The sequence below is a fragment of the Streptomyces sp. B5E4 genome (genome assembly GCF_039871555.1).
Lineage (GTDB): Bacteria > Actinomycetota > Actinomycetes > Streptomycetales > Streptomycetaceae > Streptomyces.
Map to the genome: position 1 here is coordinate 247,645 of NZ_JBDPMI010000004.1, position 14,535 is coordinate 262,179.

Sequence of the window (14,535 nt, forward strand, 5' to 3'; positions counted from 1 at the left end):
GGCGCCGGATTTTGTTTCTCGGGTGCGTACGGAATGTTGCCCGCGGCCGGCCGCGGGCGCGCGGGCGCAGGTCAGGCCACTGCCTGCAACTGGGGCGGGCTGCTGCCGGTGAGCACCTCGACGAGTACCAGCAACCGGGTGAGGGGCTGTTCGACCCCGTGTTCCTCCGCCGGGGCCGCGGCTCTGCCGCCCTCGGAGAAGCGGGCCCAGACGGCCTTGCCGTAGGGGCCCGGCTCGCTCCAGCCCCAGCTGTCACTGAGGGACTCCACGATCTGCATCCCGCGGCCGGACTCCGCGAAGGGGTCGGCGACGCACACCCGCGGGACCCCGGTCCCGGGGTCGAAGACCGCGCACACCACTTCCGAGCCGCGGCGCAGCAGGCTGAGGACGACGGGGTGGGGGGCCTGGCTCCAGGACGGTTCGCAGAGACCGTGCCGCAGCGCATTGGCCACCAGCTCGGAGGCGACCGAGGCGACGTCGTCGACCAGGTCCTCCAACTGCCAGCCGCGGAGCGTCGCCCGGGCGACGTTACGGGCGATGGATATCGACCGGGGGTCGTCCTCGAGCGTGCACGCTGCGAACTCGGAGGCGGTCACCCACCCTTCAGCCGGTGCGGACATCTCCAACTCCCCAGTCTCACGTGCACGTTGATGAAACAGGTTGCGATGCCATAGTGATCGATGTGCACTTGCCGCTGCAAGTACGGATGCAATTTCATTCGCAAGAACAGGTGCACGTACATTGGAGTCGCGATCACAGAAGGAGACAGGATGGAGCAGGTCATGAACGGTGTACCGGCGGATCAACTGGCCGGAATCACCTGGCGGAAGAGCCGCTTCAGCAACCCGAACGGCGAGTGCGTGGAGGTCGCCGGGCTCCCCGGAGGGGACATCGCGATGCGCAACTCACGTGATCCGGGCGGACCGGCCCTCATCTACACACAGGCGGAGATCACCGCCTTCCTCCTCGGCGCGAAGGACGGCCAGTTCGACGATCTGATCGTCAACAGCGCGGCGCGGGGCCCCGGTTGAACCCCGTAGTAGCTGTACACCAAACCCTCCACAGTGAGAGACTGAGCGGTCGAATCACCACACCGCGGGACAGGGGCAGGCCAGATGTCAGCGTCACCGGAGCAGACGTCATCGGTACGCAGGGCACTCTCTCAGCAGCATGGAGGACCCACGGTCCTTCGCATCCTGCTGGGCACACACCTGCGTCGGCTCCGGGAGGCCGCCGGCGTCTCCCGTGAGGCGGCCGGTGATGCGATCCGGGCGTCGCACGCCAAGATCAGCCGTCTGGAGCTCGGCCGCGTGGGGTACAAGGAGCGCGACGTCTCCGACCTCCTCAGCCTCTACGGCGTCACGGACGAGCAGGAGCGCTCCGAGTTCCTGGCCCTCGCCCGCCGCGCCAGCTCCCCGGGCTGGTGGCAGAAGTACGGCGACGTGCTGCCGGGCTGGTTCGAGACGCTGCTCGGCCTCGAAGAGGCCGCGGGGCTGATCCGTAACTACCAGGTCCAGTTCGTTCCCGGGCTGCTGCAGACCGCGGACTACGCCCGCGCCGTCACGCTGCTGGCCAATGCCGGCGCACCCGAGCAGGAGATCCAGCGCAAGGTCGACGTGCGGCTGCGCCGCCAGCAGGTGCTGGACCGGCCGGACGCGCCGAAGCTGTGGGTCGTCGTGGACGAGGCCGCGCTGCGCCGTCCCCTCGGCGGGTCGGATGTCATGCGGGGCCAGGTCAGGCACCTGCTGGAGATGGGCACCCGGAAGAACATCACCATCCAGATCGCGCCCTTCGACATCGGCGGCCTCGCGGCGGCCGGCGGGCCGATACACATCATGCGCTTCACCGAGCCCGACCTGCCCGACGTCGTCTATCTGGAGCAGCTCACCAGCGCGCTCTACCTGGACAAGCCGGACGAGGTGGAGAACTACAAGCTGGTCATGGACCGGCTCTGCGCCACTGCCGAAACGCATGCGGGGAGCATGCGGATACTGGAGCGGCTGGCCGACGAGTTCTGACGGACTCCCGGCGCTTACGGCACGCCCGGCAGGGTTGCGCACACAGCATTCAGAGGATCAGGCGCGGCGGCGCCTGATCCGTCGTGCTCTAGTCCGCCGCGCTCCCGTCCCCGTCCCGCTCACCGGCGATCTGCCGTGCCATCAGCGTCGTCAGCTCGTACGCCGTGTGCGACGCCGCCACCGACGTCATCTCCGCGTGGTCGTACGCCGGCGCCACCTCCACCAGGTCCGCGGAGACCAGCCGGCAGCCCGCCAGCCCGCGCAGGATCTCCAGCAGCTCACGCGAGGTGAGCCCGCCGGCCTCCGGGGTGCCGGTGCCCGGGGCGTGCGCCGGGTCCAGGACGTCGATGTCGACGGACACGTACAGCGGCCGGTCCCCGATCCGCTGCCGGAGCTGGTCGGTGACCTCGTCCACGCCGCGGCGCATCACGTCCGCCGAGGTGACGATGCCGAAGCCCATCTTCTCGTCGTCGTCCAGGTCCTTGCGCCCGTAGAGCGGGCCGCGGATGCCGACGTGCGAGAGCGCCGCGGTGTCGACCACGCCCTCCTCCACCGCGCGCCGGAACGGCGTGCCGTGGGTGTACGCGGCGCCGAAGTAGGTGTCCCAGGTGTCCAGGTGCGCGTCGAAGTGCAGCAGTGCGACCGGCCCGTGCCGGCGGGCGACCGCACGCAGCAGCGGCAGCGCGATGGTGTGGTCGCCGCCGAGGGTCATCAGCCGGGCGCCGGTGGCCAGCAGCTCGTCGGCCGCGCCCTCGACGGTGGCCACCGCCTCGCCGATGTCGAACGGGTTGACGGCGATGTCCCCCGCGTCCGCGACCTGGGCCAGCGCGAAGGGCGCGGCGTCCTGCGCCGGGTTGTACGGGCGCAGCAGCCGGGACGCCTCGCGGATCGCGTTGCCGCCGAAGCGGGCGCCGGGACGGTAGGAGACGCCGCTGTCGAAGGGGACGCCGACGACGGCGACGTCCGTACGCCCCACCTCGTCCAGGCGGGGCAGCCGGGCGAAGGTGGCGGGGCCCGCGTAGCGCGGGACGCGGGAGGAGTCGACGGGGCCGCGGGGGGTGCCGGTGCTGCTCATGTCTTCGACGATAAGCGCAGGGCAGCGCGGTGGCCGCTGTACAGAGTGGACACTTGCGCCCCCGTACATGTGTCCGGGTGACAATGACACCATGGCCCTCATGTCCCTGCCTGACGCACCCAGCCGCCCCGCCCTCGTCGACCACCTCGTACGCACCCGGATCGCGGGCGACGTCGCCACGCCCCGCGAGGGAAACCTGCGCCACTACCGCGAGCTGAGCCAGGGCAACCTGCGCTTCTGGCTCGGTCTCGACCTCGGCGACCGCTGGTCCGACGAGCGCGACGTGCTGGCCGTCATGGCCGAGCGCGTCGGCGTCGTCGCCGACCCCGCGCACACCCACGGCCAGGACCGGATCGACCCCGAGCTGACCGTGGACGGCCTGGACCGGATGGCGGCCGAGCTGCGCAAGGCCGCCGAGGGCGGGCACCGGGTGCTTGTGGCGACCGGCCACCCCGGCGGGCTGCTGGAGGTGCACAGCAGGACGGCGGCGGCGCTGCGCGCGGCGGGCTGCGACATCGTCACGGTGCCGCCCGGGCTGCGGACCGGCGAGGGCGACGACGGCACGTACGGCAACGTCCAGCAGTTCTGCGACGTGGCCGTGCTGGAGCGGGGCGCGACGCTGTGGCACACGCACGCGCCGCAGCCCGTGCGGCAGATCCTCGACGCGCTGGAGCGGGCCGGCGAGCCGCTGCCCGACCTGGTGGTCGCCGACCACGGCTGGGCGGGCGGCGCGGCGCAGCGCGGCGTGCACGCGGTGGGGTACGCGGACTGCAACGACCCGGCGCTGTTCCTCGGCGAGGCGGAGGGCACCCTCGCGGTGGCGGTGCCGCTGGACGACCACGTCGCGGATCCGGGGGCGTACCCGCTGATGACGGCGTACCTGCTGGCGGCGGCGGGGCTGGAGCCGCAGTAGCGGGCCGGGCCCGGATATGTGGCGGCTGCGTAGGGGCGAGGGGGGCCCGGTCCCGTACGGCCGTCAGGTCCGCGGGACGCGGATCACGCCCTCCTGGATCACCGACGCCGCCAGCCGCCCGTCGCGGGTGAAGATCCGCCCCGTGCTCAGCCCGCGCCCGCCCTGCGACGTCGGCGACTCCTGGTCGTACAGCAGCCACTCGTCCGCGCGGAACGGCCGGTGGAACCACATCGCGTGGTCCAGGCTCGCGCCCACGACGTCGCCGACGGCCCAGCCGCCGCGGCCGTGCGCGAGCAGCACGGAGTCGAGCAGGGTCATGTCCGAGACGTACGTCATCAGGCAGACGTGCAGCAGCGGGGTGTCGATGGCACCGGCGAGCTTGCCGTTGGTACGGAACCACACCTGCGAGCGCGGCTCCCGCGGCACCCCGGCCTCGCCGCCCCACGGCGGCGGCTCGACGTACCGCAGGTCGACCGCGGCGCGTGCCTCCAGCAGCCGGCGCGCGAGGGCGGGGTCGCGGAAGTTGACGGCGTAGCGCGGCAGCGCCTCCTCGGCGGTGGGCAGCGTCTCGGGGTCGGGCGCCGGCGGCATGGGCACCTGGTGCTCCAGGCCCTCCTCGTGGAGCTGGAACGACGCGGACAGGTGGAAGATCGGCTGGCCGTGCTGGACGGCGACGACGCGGCGGGTGGCGAAGGAGCGGCCGTCGCGGATGCGGTCGACGGTGTAGACGAGGGGCGCGCCGGGGTCGCCGGGGCGCAGGAAGTAGGCGTGCAGCGAGTGCGGCGGCCGGTCGGCGGGCACGGTGCGGCCGGCGGCGACCAGCGCCTGCGCGGCGACCTGCCCGCCGAAGACCCGCGGAACGACGGCGGCGCGGGAGTGGCCGCGGTAGATGTCCTGTTCGATCTGCTCCAGGTCCAGCAGGTCGACCAGTTCGGTGAGGGCGGCGTCGTCCATGGGGCGAGTCTCGCAGAGCCCGCGGCCCTACAGGCCCATCGACTTGGCGACGATGGAGCGCATGACCTCGCTGGTGCCGCCGTAGATGCGGGTGACGCGGGTGTCGGCGTAGAGGCGGGCGATGGGGTACTCGTGCATGTAGCCGTAGCCGCCGTGCAGTTGCAGGCACTTGTCGATGACGACGGCGGCGCGCTCGGTGCAGAAGAGCTTGACGGCGGCGGCGTCGGCGACGCTCAGGTCGCCGGCGTCGTGCGCGTCCAGCGCGCGGTCGACGTACGCCTCCATGGCGTCGACCTCGGCCTTGCAGTCGGCGAGGACGAACTTGGTGTTCTGGAACTCCGCCACCGTCCGGCCGAAGACCGTGCGCTCCTTGACGTACTCCACCGCGAACCGCACGGCCGCGGCCGCCTGGGCGTACGCGCCGACGGCGATGCCGAGGCGCTCCTGCGGGAGGTTGTGGGTCAGGTACGTGAACGCCTTGCCCTCCTCGCCGAGCAGGTCGGCGACGGGCACCTTGACATCGGTGAAGCTCAGCTCGGCGGTGTCGGAGGACTTCAGCCCCAGCTTGTCGAGCTTGCGCCCCACGGCGTAGCCGGCGGAGGAGGTGTCGACGACGAGGATGGAGATGCCGCCGCGGCGGTCCTCGGGGGTCGGCGGGGCGGTGCGGGCGCAGACCAGGACGCGGTCGGCCTGGACGCCGCCGGTGATGAAGGTCTTGGCGCCGTTGAGCACGTAGTGCGTGCCGTCGGCGGAGAGCTTCGCGGTGGTCTTCATGCCCGCGAGGTCGGAGCCGGTGCCGGGCTCGGTCATGGCGATGGCGGTCATCATGTCGCCGGAGACGAAGGCGGGCAGCCAGCGGCGCTTCTGCTCCTCGCTGCCGTACTTGAGCAGGTACGGCAGGCAGAGGGCGGTGTGGACGGAGGAGCCGCCGAAGGAGACGCCGGCGCGGGCGCACTCCTCGCTGATGACGGCGTTGAACTTGAAGCTGTGCTCCCCGGCCCCGCCGTACTCCTCGGGCACCTCGATGCCGAAGACCCCGAGCTCTCCGAGCTTCTTGTACAGCTCGCGGGGGACGGCGCCGGCTTCCATCCAGTCGGGGTAGTACGGCACGACCTCGGCGGCGATGAAGTCCCGGATGGTCTCGCGGAACGCCTCGTGGTCCTCGTTGAACACCGTCCGCCGCATGGTCCTCGCCTCCCGGCCAGCTCCGACTAAGCGCTTGCTCAGCACCTCGCCGTCGAAGTTACCTGCGGGTCACCACGGCTGTCCAGGCCGCGCCCGTGCGGCGGCGGTCACAGCTCCGGCTGCGGGGCCGCCGCGAAGGCGCCCCGGGCCAGCCGGTGGAGGAGCGCGGCGGTGGCGGCGCGGTCCGGGAGGGTGCCGCGGGCGCCGAGGTGGGGGGTGGAGTTGAGGAGGCCGAAGACCGCGTGGACCGCGGTACGGGCCGCGCCCTCGGTCAGGGCCGGGTAGACCTCCCGTACGACGTCGACCCACAGCTCGACGTACTGCCGCTGCAACTGGCGCACCAGCTTGCGGTCCTCGTCACGCAGCCGGTCCAGCTCGCGGTCGTGCAGGGTGATCAGCGGGCGGTCGTCCAGCGCGAAGTCGATGTGCCCGCTGATCAGCGCGTCCAGCGGCGCGTCCGGGCCCGCCCCGCGCACCGCCGCCCGCGCGCGGCCGGCCTCCAGCAGCCGCTCGCTGATGCCGACCAGCAGCTCCGCGAGCATGGCGTCCTTGCCCGCGAAGTGCCGGTACAGACCCGGGCCGCTGATGCCGACCGCCGCGCCTATCTCGTCCACGCCGACCCCATGGAAGCCGCGGTCCGCGAAGAGGCGCGCGGCCTCCTTCAGGATCTGCTCGCGCCGGGTGGGGGCGGGGGCCTCGGTGCTCATGCGGTCCATTGTAGACAGCCCGGTTAGTGAGCGTTAACCTTGGGCACACGGCGTTAACGACAGCTAACCTGCTTGTCGGCTCGTACGGCCGTACGGGCTCATCTAGGGAAGGGCGCGCCCCCGTGGACCACGCACCCGTGCTGACGACCGCCGCGGACCCCGCCGGCCCGGCCGGCGACGCCTGGCGGACCAACGAGGCGGCGCACCGCGCGCTCGCCGACGAGCTGTACGACAAGCTCGCCGCCGCCCGCGCCGGCGGCGGCGAGAAGGCCCGCGCCCGGCACACCGCCCGCGGCAAGCTGCTCCCCCGCGACCGCGTCGACGGCCTGCTCGACCCCGGTTCGCCGTTCCTGGAGCTGGCCCCGCTCGCCGCCGAGGGGATGTACGGCGGCGCCGCGCCGGCCGCCGGCGTCATCGCCGGCATCGGCCGGGTCAGCGGCCGGGCCTGCGTCGTCATCGCCAACGACGCCACCGTCAAGGGCGGCACGTACTACCCGATGACGGTCAAGAAGCACCTGCGCGCCCAGGAGATCGCCCTGGAGAACCGGCTGCCCTGCGTCTACCTCGTGGACTCCGGCGGCGCCTTCCTGCCCATGCAGGACGAGGTCTTCCCCGACCGCGAGCACTTCGGCCGGATCTTCTACAACCAGGCCCGCATGTCCGGCGCCGGCATCCCGCAGATCGCCGCCGTCCTCGGCTCCTGCACCGCGGGCGGCGCATACGTCCCGGCGATGAGCGACGAGGCCGTCATCGTCCGCGACCAGGGCACGATCTTCCTCGGCGGCCCGCCCCTGGTGAAGGCCGCCACCGGCGAGGTCGTCACCGCCGAGGAACTGGGCGGCGGCGAGGTGCACGCGCGCACCTCCGGCGTCACCGACCACCTCGCCGAGGACGACCCGCACGCGCTGCGCATCGTCCGCGGCATCGTCGACACCCTCCCCGAACCCGGCCCGCCCCCCTGGTCCGTACGCGCCGCGCAGGAGCCCAAGCACGACCCCGCCGGCCTCTACGGCGTCGTGCCGGTCGACTCGCGGACGCCGTACGACGTGCGCGAGGTCATCGCGCGGGTGGTCGACGGCTCGCGCTTCCAGGAGTTCAAGGCCGAGTACGGCACGACGCTCGTCACCGGCTTCGCCCGCATCCACGGCCACGCCGTCGGCATCGTCGCCAACAACGGCATCCTCTTCTCCGAGTCCGCCCAGAAGGGCGCCCACTTCATCGAGCTGTGCGACCAGCGCGGCATCCCGCTGCTCTTCCTGCAGAATATCTCGGGCTTCATGGTCGGCCGCAGCTACGAGGCCGGCGGCATCGCCAAGCACGGTGCCAAGATGGTGACCGCCGTGGCCTGCACCCGGGTGCCGAAGCTGACCGTCGTCATCGGCGGCTCGTACGGGGCCGGGAACTACTCGATGTGCGGCCGGGCCTACTCCCCCCGCTTCCTGTGGATGTGGCCCAACGCGAAGATCGCCGTCATGGGTGGCGAGCAGGCCGCGTCCGTCCTCGCGACCGTCAAGCGCGACCAGTTGGAGGCGCGCGGCGAGGAGTGGTCGGCGGAGGAGGAGACGGAGTTCAAGGCGCCCGTCCGCGAGCAGTACGAGACGCAGGGCAACGCCTACTACGCGACGGCCCGCCTGTGGGACGACGGCGTCATCGACCCGCTGGACACCCGCCGGGTGCTCGGGCTCGCGCTGACCGCCTGCGCCCACGCGCCGCTGCCCGCCAGGGACGGCGCGGCGCAGGGCTTCGGCGTCTTCCGGATGTGAGGGGGAGGGTGGCGATGTTCGAGACGGTTCTGCTGGCCAACCGGGGTGAGATCGCGGTACGGGTCATCCGTACGCTGCGGGCGCTCGGCATCCGCTCCGCGGCGGTGTTCACCGACGCGGACGCGGACGCGCGGCATGTGCGCGAGGCGGACACGGCGGTGCGGATCGAGAGCTATCTGTCGGCCGGCGAGCTGCTGCGCGCGGCACGCGAGGCAGGCGCGGAGGCGGTGCACCCGGGGTACGGGTTCCTCGCCGAGAACGCGGAGTTCGCGCGTGCGTGCGTGGCGGCCGGGCTGGTCTTCGTCGGCCCGCCGGCGGACGCGATCGAGCTGATGGGCGACAAGATCCGCGCCAAGGAGACGGTACGGGCGGCGGGCGTGCCGGTGGTGCCGGGCTCGACGGGCAGCGGCCTGTCGGACGGGGAACTGGCGGCGGCGGCGCGGAAGATCGGCCTGCCCGTGCTGCTGAAGCCCTCGGCGGGCGGCGGCGGCAAGGGCATGCGGCTCGTACGGGACGAGGGCGCGCTGGCCGACGAGATCGCGGGGGCGCGGCGCGAGGCGCGGGGCTCGTTCGGCGACGACACGCTCCTGGTGGAGCGGTGGATCGACCGGCCGCGGCACATCGAGATCCAGGTGCTGGCGGACGGCCACGGCAACGTGGTCCACCTCGCGGAGCGGGAGTGCTCACTGCAGCGCCGGCACCAGAAGATCGTCGAGGAGGCGCCGTCGCCGCTGCTGGACGAGGCGACGCGGGCGGCGATGGGCGCGGCGGCGGTGGAGGCGGCGCGGTCGTGCGGGTACGCGGGCGCGGGGACGGTGGAGTTCATCGTGCCGGGCGGCGGCGGAGGGCCGGTCGCGTACTACTTCATGGAGATGAACACGCGGCTGCAGGTCGAGCATCCGGTCACGGAGCTGGTGACGGGTCTCGACCTGGTGGAGTGGCAGCTCCGGGTGGCCGCGGGTGAGCAACTGACGTTCACCTCCGCGGATGTGCCGCTGAAGGGGCACGCGGTGGAGGCGCGGATCTACGCGGAGACGGCGCGGGTCGCGGAGGACGGCGAGCGCGTCGACTTCCTGCCGTCGGCGGGCCGGGTCCGGCTGCTGCGCGAGCCGTCGGGGCCGGGCGTGCGGGTCGACTCGGGGCTCCTTAAGGGCACGGAGGTCGGCACGGCGTACGACCCGATGCTGGCGAAGGTCGTCGCGTGGGGCCCGGACCGGGCCGCGGCGCTGCGGCGGCTGCGGGCGGCGCTGGCGGACACGGTGGTGCTGGGCCTGGACACGAACACGGGCTTCCTGCGGCGGCTGCTGGCGCACCCGGCGGTGGCGTCGGGCGACCTGGACACGGGCCTGGTGGACCGCACCGGAGCAGGCCTGGCGCCGGCCCCGGTGCCGCCGGAGGCGTACACGGCGGCGGCCCTGCTGGCGCAGTCGGCGCTGGAGTCGGCGTCCCGCCGCCCGGCGGGCCCGGACGGCTGGGCGGACCCGTTCGCGGACCCCTCGGGCTGGCGCCCGGGCGGCCCGCCGGCGTGGACGACGCGGTGGTTCCGCGGGGCGGGCCGGGATCCGGTGGAGGTACGCATCCGGGGTCTGACGCCGGCGGCGGAGGTCTGCACGGGGGACGACGCGGCGCCGGTACGAGCCGGCCTCCGGCAGAGCGAAAGCGGCTCCGTCACCTTCGAACTCGACGGCGTCACCCACCGGTTCAGCTTCGCCGCCTCCCCCGGCGGGATCTGGCTCGGCCGCGACGGCGACGTCTGGCATCTCCACGACCACGACCCCGTCGACGCCGCCCTCCGCGGCGGTGCCCTCGTCGCCGGGGCCGACGCGCTCACCGCGCCCATGCCCGGGACCGTGACCGTCGTCAAGGCCGCCGTGGGCGACCGGGTCGCCGCCGGGCAGAGTCTGCTCGTCGTCGAGGCGATGAAGATGGAGCACGTCATCGCCGCCCCGCACGCCGGCACCGTCACCGAGCTGGATGTCGTCGCCGGCGGGACCGTGGCCATGGATCAGGTCCTCGCCCTCGTGGTACCGGACGACGTGCCGGGCGGCGTACCGGACGATGGATCGGGCGATGGATCGGACGGCGAACAGGAGGATCTGCGATGACCCCCCGGCCCCTCCCCATGCGCGTGCCCGCCGCCGGGCTGCCCGCCCGGGTCCGTATTCACGAAGTCGGCCCCCGCGACGGCCTGCAGAACGAGAAGGCCACCGTCCCCACCGACGTCAAGGCCGCGTTCGTGCACCGCCTCGCCGCCGCCGGTCTCACCACCGTCGAGGCGACCAGCTTCGTGCACCCCAAGTGGGTCCCCCAGCTCGCCGACGCCGAGGATCTGTACCCCCGCCTCGCCGGCCTGACCGCCGCGGGCGGCGTCGACCTCCCCGTCCTCGTCCCCAACATCCGCGGGCTGGAGCGCGCCACCGCCCTCGGTGCCCGCCGCGTCGCCGTCTTCGCCAGCGCCACCGAGACCTTCGCCCGCCGCAACCTCAACCGCACCGTCGACGAGTCGCTCGCGATGTTCGCCCCGGTCGTCGCCCGGGCCAAGGCGGACGGTCTGCACGTCCGCGGCTATCTCTCGATGTGCTTCGGCGATCCCTGGGAGGGCCCCGTCCCCCTCGATCAGGTGGTACGCACCGCCCGCGCGCTGGCCGGCATGGGCTGCGACGAGCTGAGCCTCGGCGACACCATCGGCGTCGCCACCCCCGGCCATGTCTCGGCGCTGCTCGACGCACTCACGGCGGACGGCATCCCCGTCGACCGCCTCGGCGTCCACTTTCACGACACGTACGGCCAGGCCCTGGCCAACACCCTCGCCGCGCTGCAGCACGGCGTCACCACCGTGGACGCCTCCGCAGGCGGCCTCGGCGGCTGCCCGTTCGCCGGGAGCGCGACCGGCAACCTCGCCACCGAAGACCTCGTGTGGATGCTGCAGGGGCTCGGCGTCGAGACCGGCGTCGACCTCGACGCGCTCGTCGCCACCAGCGTCTGGATGGCCGGCCGCCTCGGCCGCCCGAGCCCGTCCCGCACCGTGACCGCCCTCTCCCACAAGGAGTGACCCGATGACGCCCAGCCTCGACCACCGCCTCTCCCCCGAGCTGGAGCAGCTCCGCCGCACCGTCGAGGAGTTCGCGCACGACGTGGTGGCGCCGAAGATCGGCGACTATTACGAGCGGCACGAGTTCCCGTACGACATCGTGCGCGAGATGGGCCGCATGGGCCTCTTCGGGCTGCCGTTCCCCGAGGAGTACGGCGGCATGGGCGGCGACTATCTGGCGCTCGGCGTCGTGCTGGAGGAGCTGGCGCGCGTCGACTCCTCGGTGGCCATCACGCTGGAGGCGGCCTGCTCGCTGGGCGCGATGCCCGTCTACCACTTCGGTACGGAGGAGCAGAAGCGCACCTGGCTGCCGAAGCTGTGCTCCGGCGAGATGCTGGGCGCGTTCGGGCTGACGGAGCCGGAGTGCGGCTCGGACGCGGGCGGTACGCGGACCACGGCGCGTCTGGACGAGGCGACCGGCGAGTGGGTGATCAACGGGACGAAGTGCTTCATCACCAACTCCGGCACGGACATCACCGGCCTGGTCACCGTCACCGCCGTCACCGGCAGGAGCGAGTCGGGCAAGCCGGAGATCTCGGCGATCATCGTGCCGTCCGGCACCCCCGGCTTCACGGTCGCCGCCCCGTACTCGAAGGTCGGCTGGAACGCCTCCGACACCCGCGAGCTGTCCTTCTCCGACGTCCGCGTCCCGGCCGCGAACCTGCTGGGCGAACGCGGGCGCGGCTACGCCCAGTTCCTGCGGATCCTGGACGAGGGCCGCATCGCCATCGCCGCGCTGGCCACCGGTCTGGCGCAGGGCTGCGTGGACGAGTCGCTGGCGTACGCGGAGCAGCGCCACGCCTTCGGCCGGCCCATCGGCGCCAACCAGGCCATCCAGTTCAAGCTGGCCGACATGGAGCTGCGCGCCCACACCGCCCGGCTCTCGTGGCGGGACGCGGCGTCGCGGCTGGTGCACGGCGAGCCGTTCAAGAAGGCGGCGGCGCTGGCGAAGCTGCACACCTCGACGGTGGCGGTGGACAACGCGCGGGAGGCGACCCAGATCCACGGCGGGTACGGGTTCATGAACGAGTACCCGGTGGCCCGGATGTGGCGGGACTCCAAGATCCTGGAGATCGGCGAGGGCACCAGCGAGGTGCAGCGCATGCTGATCGCCCGCGAGCTGGGCCTGCCGCCCACGGCCTGACGGCGGGACGGCACCCGGGGCTCACGGCCAGAGCCGCGCCTTGTGGACGTAGCGGAAGCCGGACCGCCACTGCAGCTCGACGTACGCCATCGACGTGTCCTTCGGGTTCCCGTACGCGTCGAAGCCGAGGGGCCCGCTGAGGCCCTGGACCTCCTTCGTGGTGCCGGGCTGCAGCAGCATCCGGCGTACCGCGCCCGCGTCCACGGGGTCGTCGCCGTCCGGCCCCGTGGCGAACTCCACGGCCTTGACCCGACGCTGCCCGCGCCGGGCATCGCCGCCGCGGCCGGCGGCGACCGGCGGCCCGAACTCGCCCCGCTGCCCGGGAGCTGCGCTCCCACCTCGCCCGCCGCTACGGCTGCACCCCCGGCGTGATCCCGGCCGGTACGTATCCGGGCCTGCACTCCGGGGACGTGGCGACGTGCTTCGCCGAGACCGTCCTCGTGGTCCGGGCGGAGCTGGCGGACGGGACGGCGTACGCGCTGACCCGGCTGCTGCTCGGCGCCCTCGGCGAGCTGCCCGGGGTGCACCCGTCGCTGGCCGGGTTCCACCCCGCGACGGCGTGGCGCACCGTCCCGGCGCCGCTGCATCCGGGCGCGGCGCGGGCGTACCGGGACGCGGGGTTCATGGCCTGATTCCGGCACCTGTGCGCGGGAGTTAGGTTAGGTTAGCCTAATCTACGTTGCCGGCCCTTCCGTACGCGGGACGCGGCCGCGACCCCGCACCCGCCCGGAAGGTGAGCCCGACGTGACCACGGAACCGACCACGCAGACGGCGGAGCCCGCTGCGGCCGCCGCCGAGCCGTTCCGCTTCTTCCGCCTCGACGTCGCCCGCACCCGGCGGCTCAGCCCCACCCTCCTGCGCATCACCTTCGGCGACGACGGCGCCGGCGGTCCCGGCAGCCTCGACGGCTTCACCTCCGGCGGCCGGGACCAGAGCCTGTCGCTGTTCCTGCCCCAACCCGGCCAGACGGAGCCGGTGATGCCCACGGGTCCGGACTGGTTCGACGAGTACCGCGCGCTCGACCCCGGCGTACGGGCCGTGCTGCGCTCGTACACGGTGCGCGCGCAGCGCCCCGGCGAGATCGACATCGACTTCGTGCTGCACACCGACCCCGCGGGCCCCGCCGCGCAGTGGGCGAGCGAGGCCGAGCCCGGCGACTGGATCATCGCGCTCGGCCCGGCCGTGCCGGACAACACCGGCGTGCGCTTCCGGCTGCCCGCGGGTGCGGATCACGTCATCGTGGCCGCCGACGAGACCGCGCTGCCGGCCGCCGCGGCGATCCTGGAGTCCCTGCCCGCCGGGCTTCCGGTGCGGGCCTGGATACGGGTGCCGCACGCCGACGACGCGCTCCCGTTGCACACCGCCGCGGACGCCGAGATCACCTGGCTGACCGGCCCCGCCACCGGCGTGGTCGACGCGCTGCGCGCCGCCGGCCTGCCCGCGGGGACGCCGTACGCCTGGCTCGCGGGCGAGGCGGGGATGGTGCGCGAGCTGCGCCGCCAGCTCGTCCGGGAGCGGAAGTTCGACCGCCGGGCGGTCGCCTTCACCGGCTACTGGCGCCGCGGCGCCTCCGAGGACCAGTTCCGCTACGAGGCCGAGGAAGCAGACGCGGCGGGATGAGCCGGCGACGCGTGGCCGAAACGACGGGGGCCGCAGCCCTGGGACGGATTACTTAGGTTAGGCTT

The 14,535-nt window shown here is 73.2% G+C and carries 15 protein-coding genes; 9 read left to right on the forward strand and 6 right to left on the reverse strand.

Translation table 11 applies throughout. The features are described 5' to 3' along the window. Positions 1–71 precede the first annotated feature (71 nt). Complete coding sequence (locus ABGA99_RS08200) at positions 72–620, reverse strand: ATP-binding protein (RefSeq protein WP_347576647.1); 549 nt, start codon at positions 618–620, stop codon at positions 72–74. Positions 621–770: 150 nt separating this feature from the next. Between ABGA99_RS08200 and ABGA99_RS08205 the strand changes: the two genes are divergently transcribed. Together ABGA99_RS08205 and ABGA99_RS08210 are read left to right on the forward strand one after the other, a co-directional pair. Beyond that, the gene (locus ABGA99_RS08205; protein WP_347582412.1) at positions 771–1,031 is read left to right on the forward strand and encodes a DUF397 domain-containing protein; all 261 of its coding nucleotides are present in this window, start codon (positions 771–773) and stop codon (positions 1,029–1,031) included. Between the two features lie 84 nt (positions 1,032–1,115). Then, positions 1,116–2,018 carry a helix-turn-helix transcriptional regulator gene (locus ABGA99_RS08210; RefSeq protein WP_347576648.1) on the forward strand — a complete coding sequence of 301 codons (903 nt, stop codon included), beginning with the start codon at positions 1,116–1,118 and terminating at the stop codon, positions 2,016–2,018. An 88-nt stretch (positions 2,019–2,106) separates the two neighbouring features. On the opposite strand, the gene speB is transcribed toward ABGA99_RS08210, so the two are convergent. Then, entirely contained in the window at positions 2,107–3,093 is a 987-nt protein-coding gene (gene speB / locus ABGA99_RS08215) for an agmatinase (protein ID WP_347576649.1), read from the reverse strand. Between the two features lie 91 nt (positions 3,094–3,184). On the opposite strand from speB, the gene ABGA99_RS08220 reads away from it, so the two are divergent. Further along, complete coding sequence (locus tag ABGA99_RS08220) at positions 3,185–4,006, forward strand: phosphatase (RefSeq protein ID WP_347576650.1); 822 nt, start codon at positions 3,185–3,187, stop codon at positions 4,004–4,006. 63 nt (positions 4,007–4,069) lie between these two features. On the opposite strand, the gene ABGA99_RS08225 is transcribed toward ABGA99_RS08220, so the two are convergent. The 3 genes from ABGA99_RS08225 to ABGA99_RS08235 all read right to left on the reverse strand — a co-directional run bounded on the left by ABGA99_RS08225 (position 4,070) and on the right by ABGA99_RS08235 (position 6,852). Then, complete coding sequence (locus tag ABGA99_RS08225) at positions 4,070–4,960, reverse strand: acyl-CoA thioesterase II (RefSeq protein ID WP_347576651.1); 891 nt, start codon at positions 4,958–4,960, stop codon at positions 4,070–4,072. A gap of 27 nt (positions 4,961–4,987) precedes the next feature. Further along, a complete protein-coding gene (locus ABGA99_RS08230; RefSeq protein WP_347576652.1) occupies positions 4,988–6,145 on the reverse strand; it encodes an acyl-CoA dehydrogenase family protein in 1,158 nt (385 codons plus the stop codon). Positions 6,146–6,252: 107 nt separating this feature from the next. Further along, on the reverse strand, positions 6,253–6,852 hold the full coding sequence (locus ABGA99_RS08235) for a TetR/AcrR family transcriptional regulator (RefSeq protein WP_347576653.1): 600 nt from the start codon (positions 6,850–6,852) through the stop codon (positions 6,253–6,255). A 122-nt stretch (positions 6,853–6,974) separates the two neighbouring features. On the opposite strand from ABGA99_RS08235, the gene ABGA99_RS08240 reads away from it, so the two are divergent. The 4 genes from ABGA99_RS08240 to ABGA99_RS08255 are packed head-to-tail and all read left to right on the forward strand — an operon-like array spanning position 6,975 to position 12,850. After that, positions 6,975–8,615, forward strand: coding sequence for a carboxyl transferase domain-containing protein (locus tag ABGA99_RS08240; protein WP_347582413.1), 1,641 nt, complete (start codon positions 6,975–6,977; stop codon positions 8,613–8,615). Positions 8,616–8,629: 14 nt separating this feature from the next. Then, a complete protein-coding gene (locus tag ABGA99_RS08245) occupies positions 8,630–10,720 on the forward strand; it encodes a biotin carboxylase N-terminal domain-containing protein (RefSeq protein ID WP_347582414.1) in 2,091 nt (696 codons plus the stop codon). Then, complete coding sequence (locus tag ABGA99_RS08250; RefSeq protein ID WP_347582415.1) at positions 10,717–11,667, forward strand: hydroxymethylglutaryl-CoA lyase; 951 nt, start codon at positions 10,717–10,719, stop codon at positions 11,665–11,667. The genes ABGA99_RS08245 and ABGA99_RS08250 overlap by 4 nt, the downstream gene beginning before the upstream one ends. Positions 11,668–11,671: 4 nt before the next feature. Then, on the forward strand, positions 11,672–12,850 hold the full coding sequence (locus ABGA99_RS08255; protein WP_347576657.1) for an acyl-CoA dehydrogenase family protein: 1,179 nt from the start codon (positions 11,672–11,674) through the stop codon (positions 12,848–12,850). Between the two features lie 21 nt (positions 12,851–12,871). Here the strand turns inward: ABGA99_RS08255 and ABGA99_RS08260 are convergent, their stop codons facing one another. Further along, positions 12,872–13,090: a hypothetical protein gene (locus ABGA99_RS08260; RefSeq protein WP_347576658.1), complete on the reverse strand. Its 219-nt coding sequence runs from the start codon at positions 13,088–13,090 to the stop codon at positions 12,872–12,874. A 128-nt stretch (positions 13,091–13,218) separates the two neighbouring features. On the opposite strand from ABGA99_RS08260, the gene ABGA99_RS08265 reads away from it, so the two are divergent. Continuing rightward, complete coding sequence (locus ABGA99_RS08265; RefSeq protein WP_347582416.1) at positions 13,219–13,482, forward strand: TAXI family TRAP transporter solute-binding subunit; 264 nt, start codon at positions 13,219–13,221, stop codon at positions 13,480–13,482. A gap of 112 nt (positions 13,483–13,594) precedes the next feature. Then, positions 13,595–14,470 (forward strand): siderophore-interacting protein, encoded by an 876-nt coding sequence (locus ABGA99_RS08270; protein WP_347576660.1) that lies wholly within the window; start codon positions 13,595–13,597, stop codon positions 14,468–14,470. Positions 14,471–14,535 lie beyond the last annotated feature (65 nt).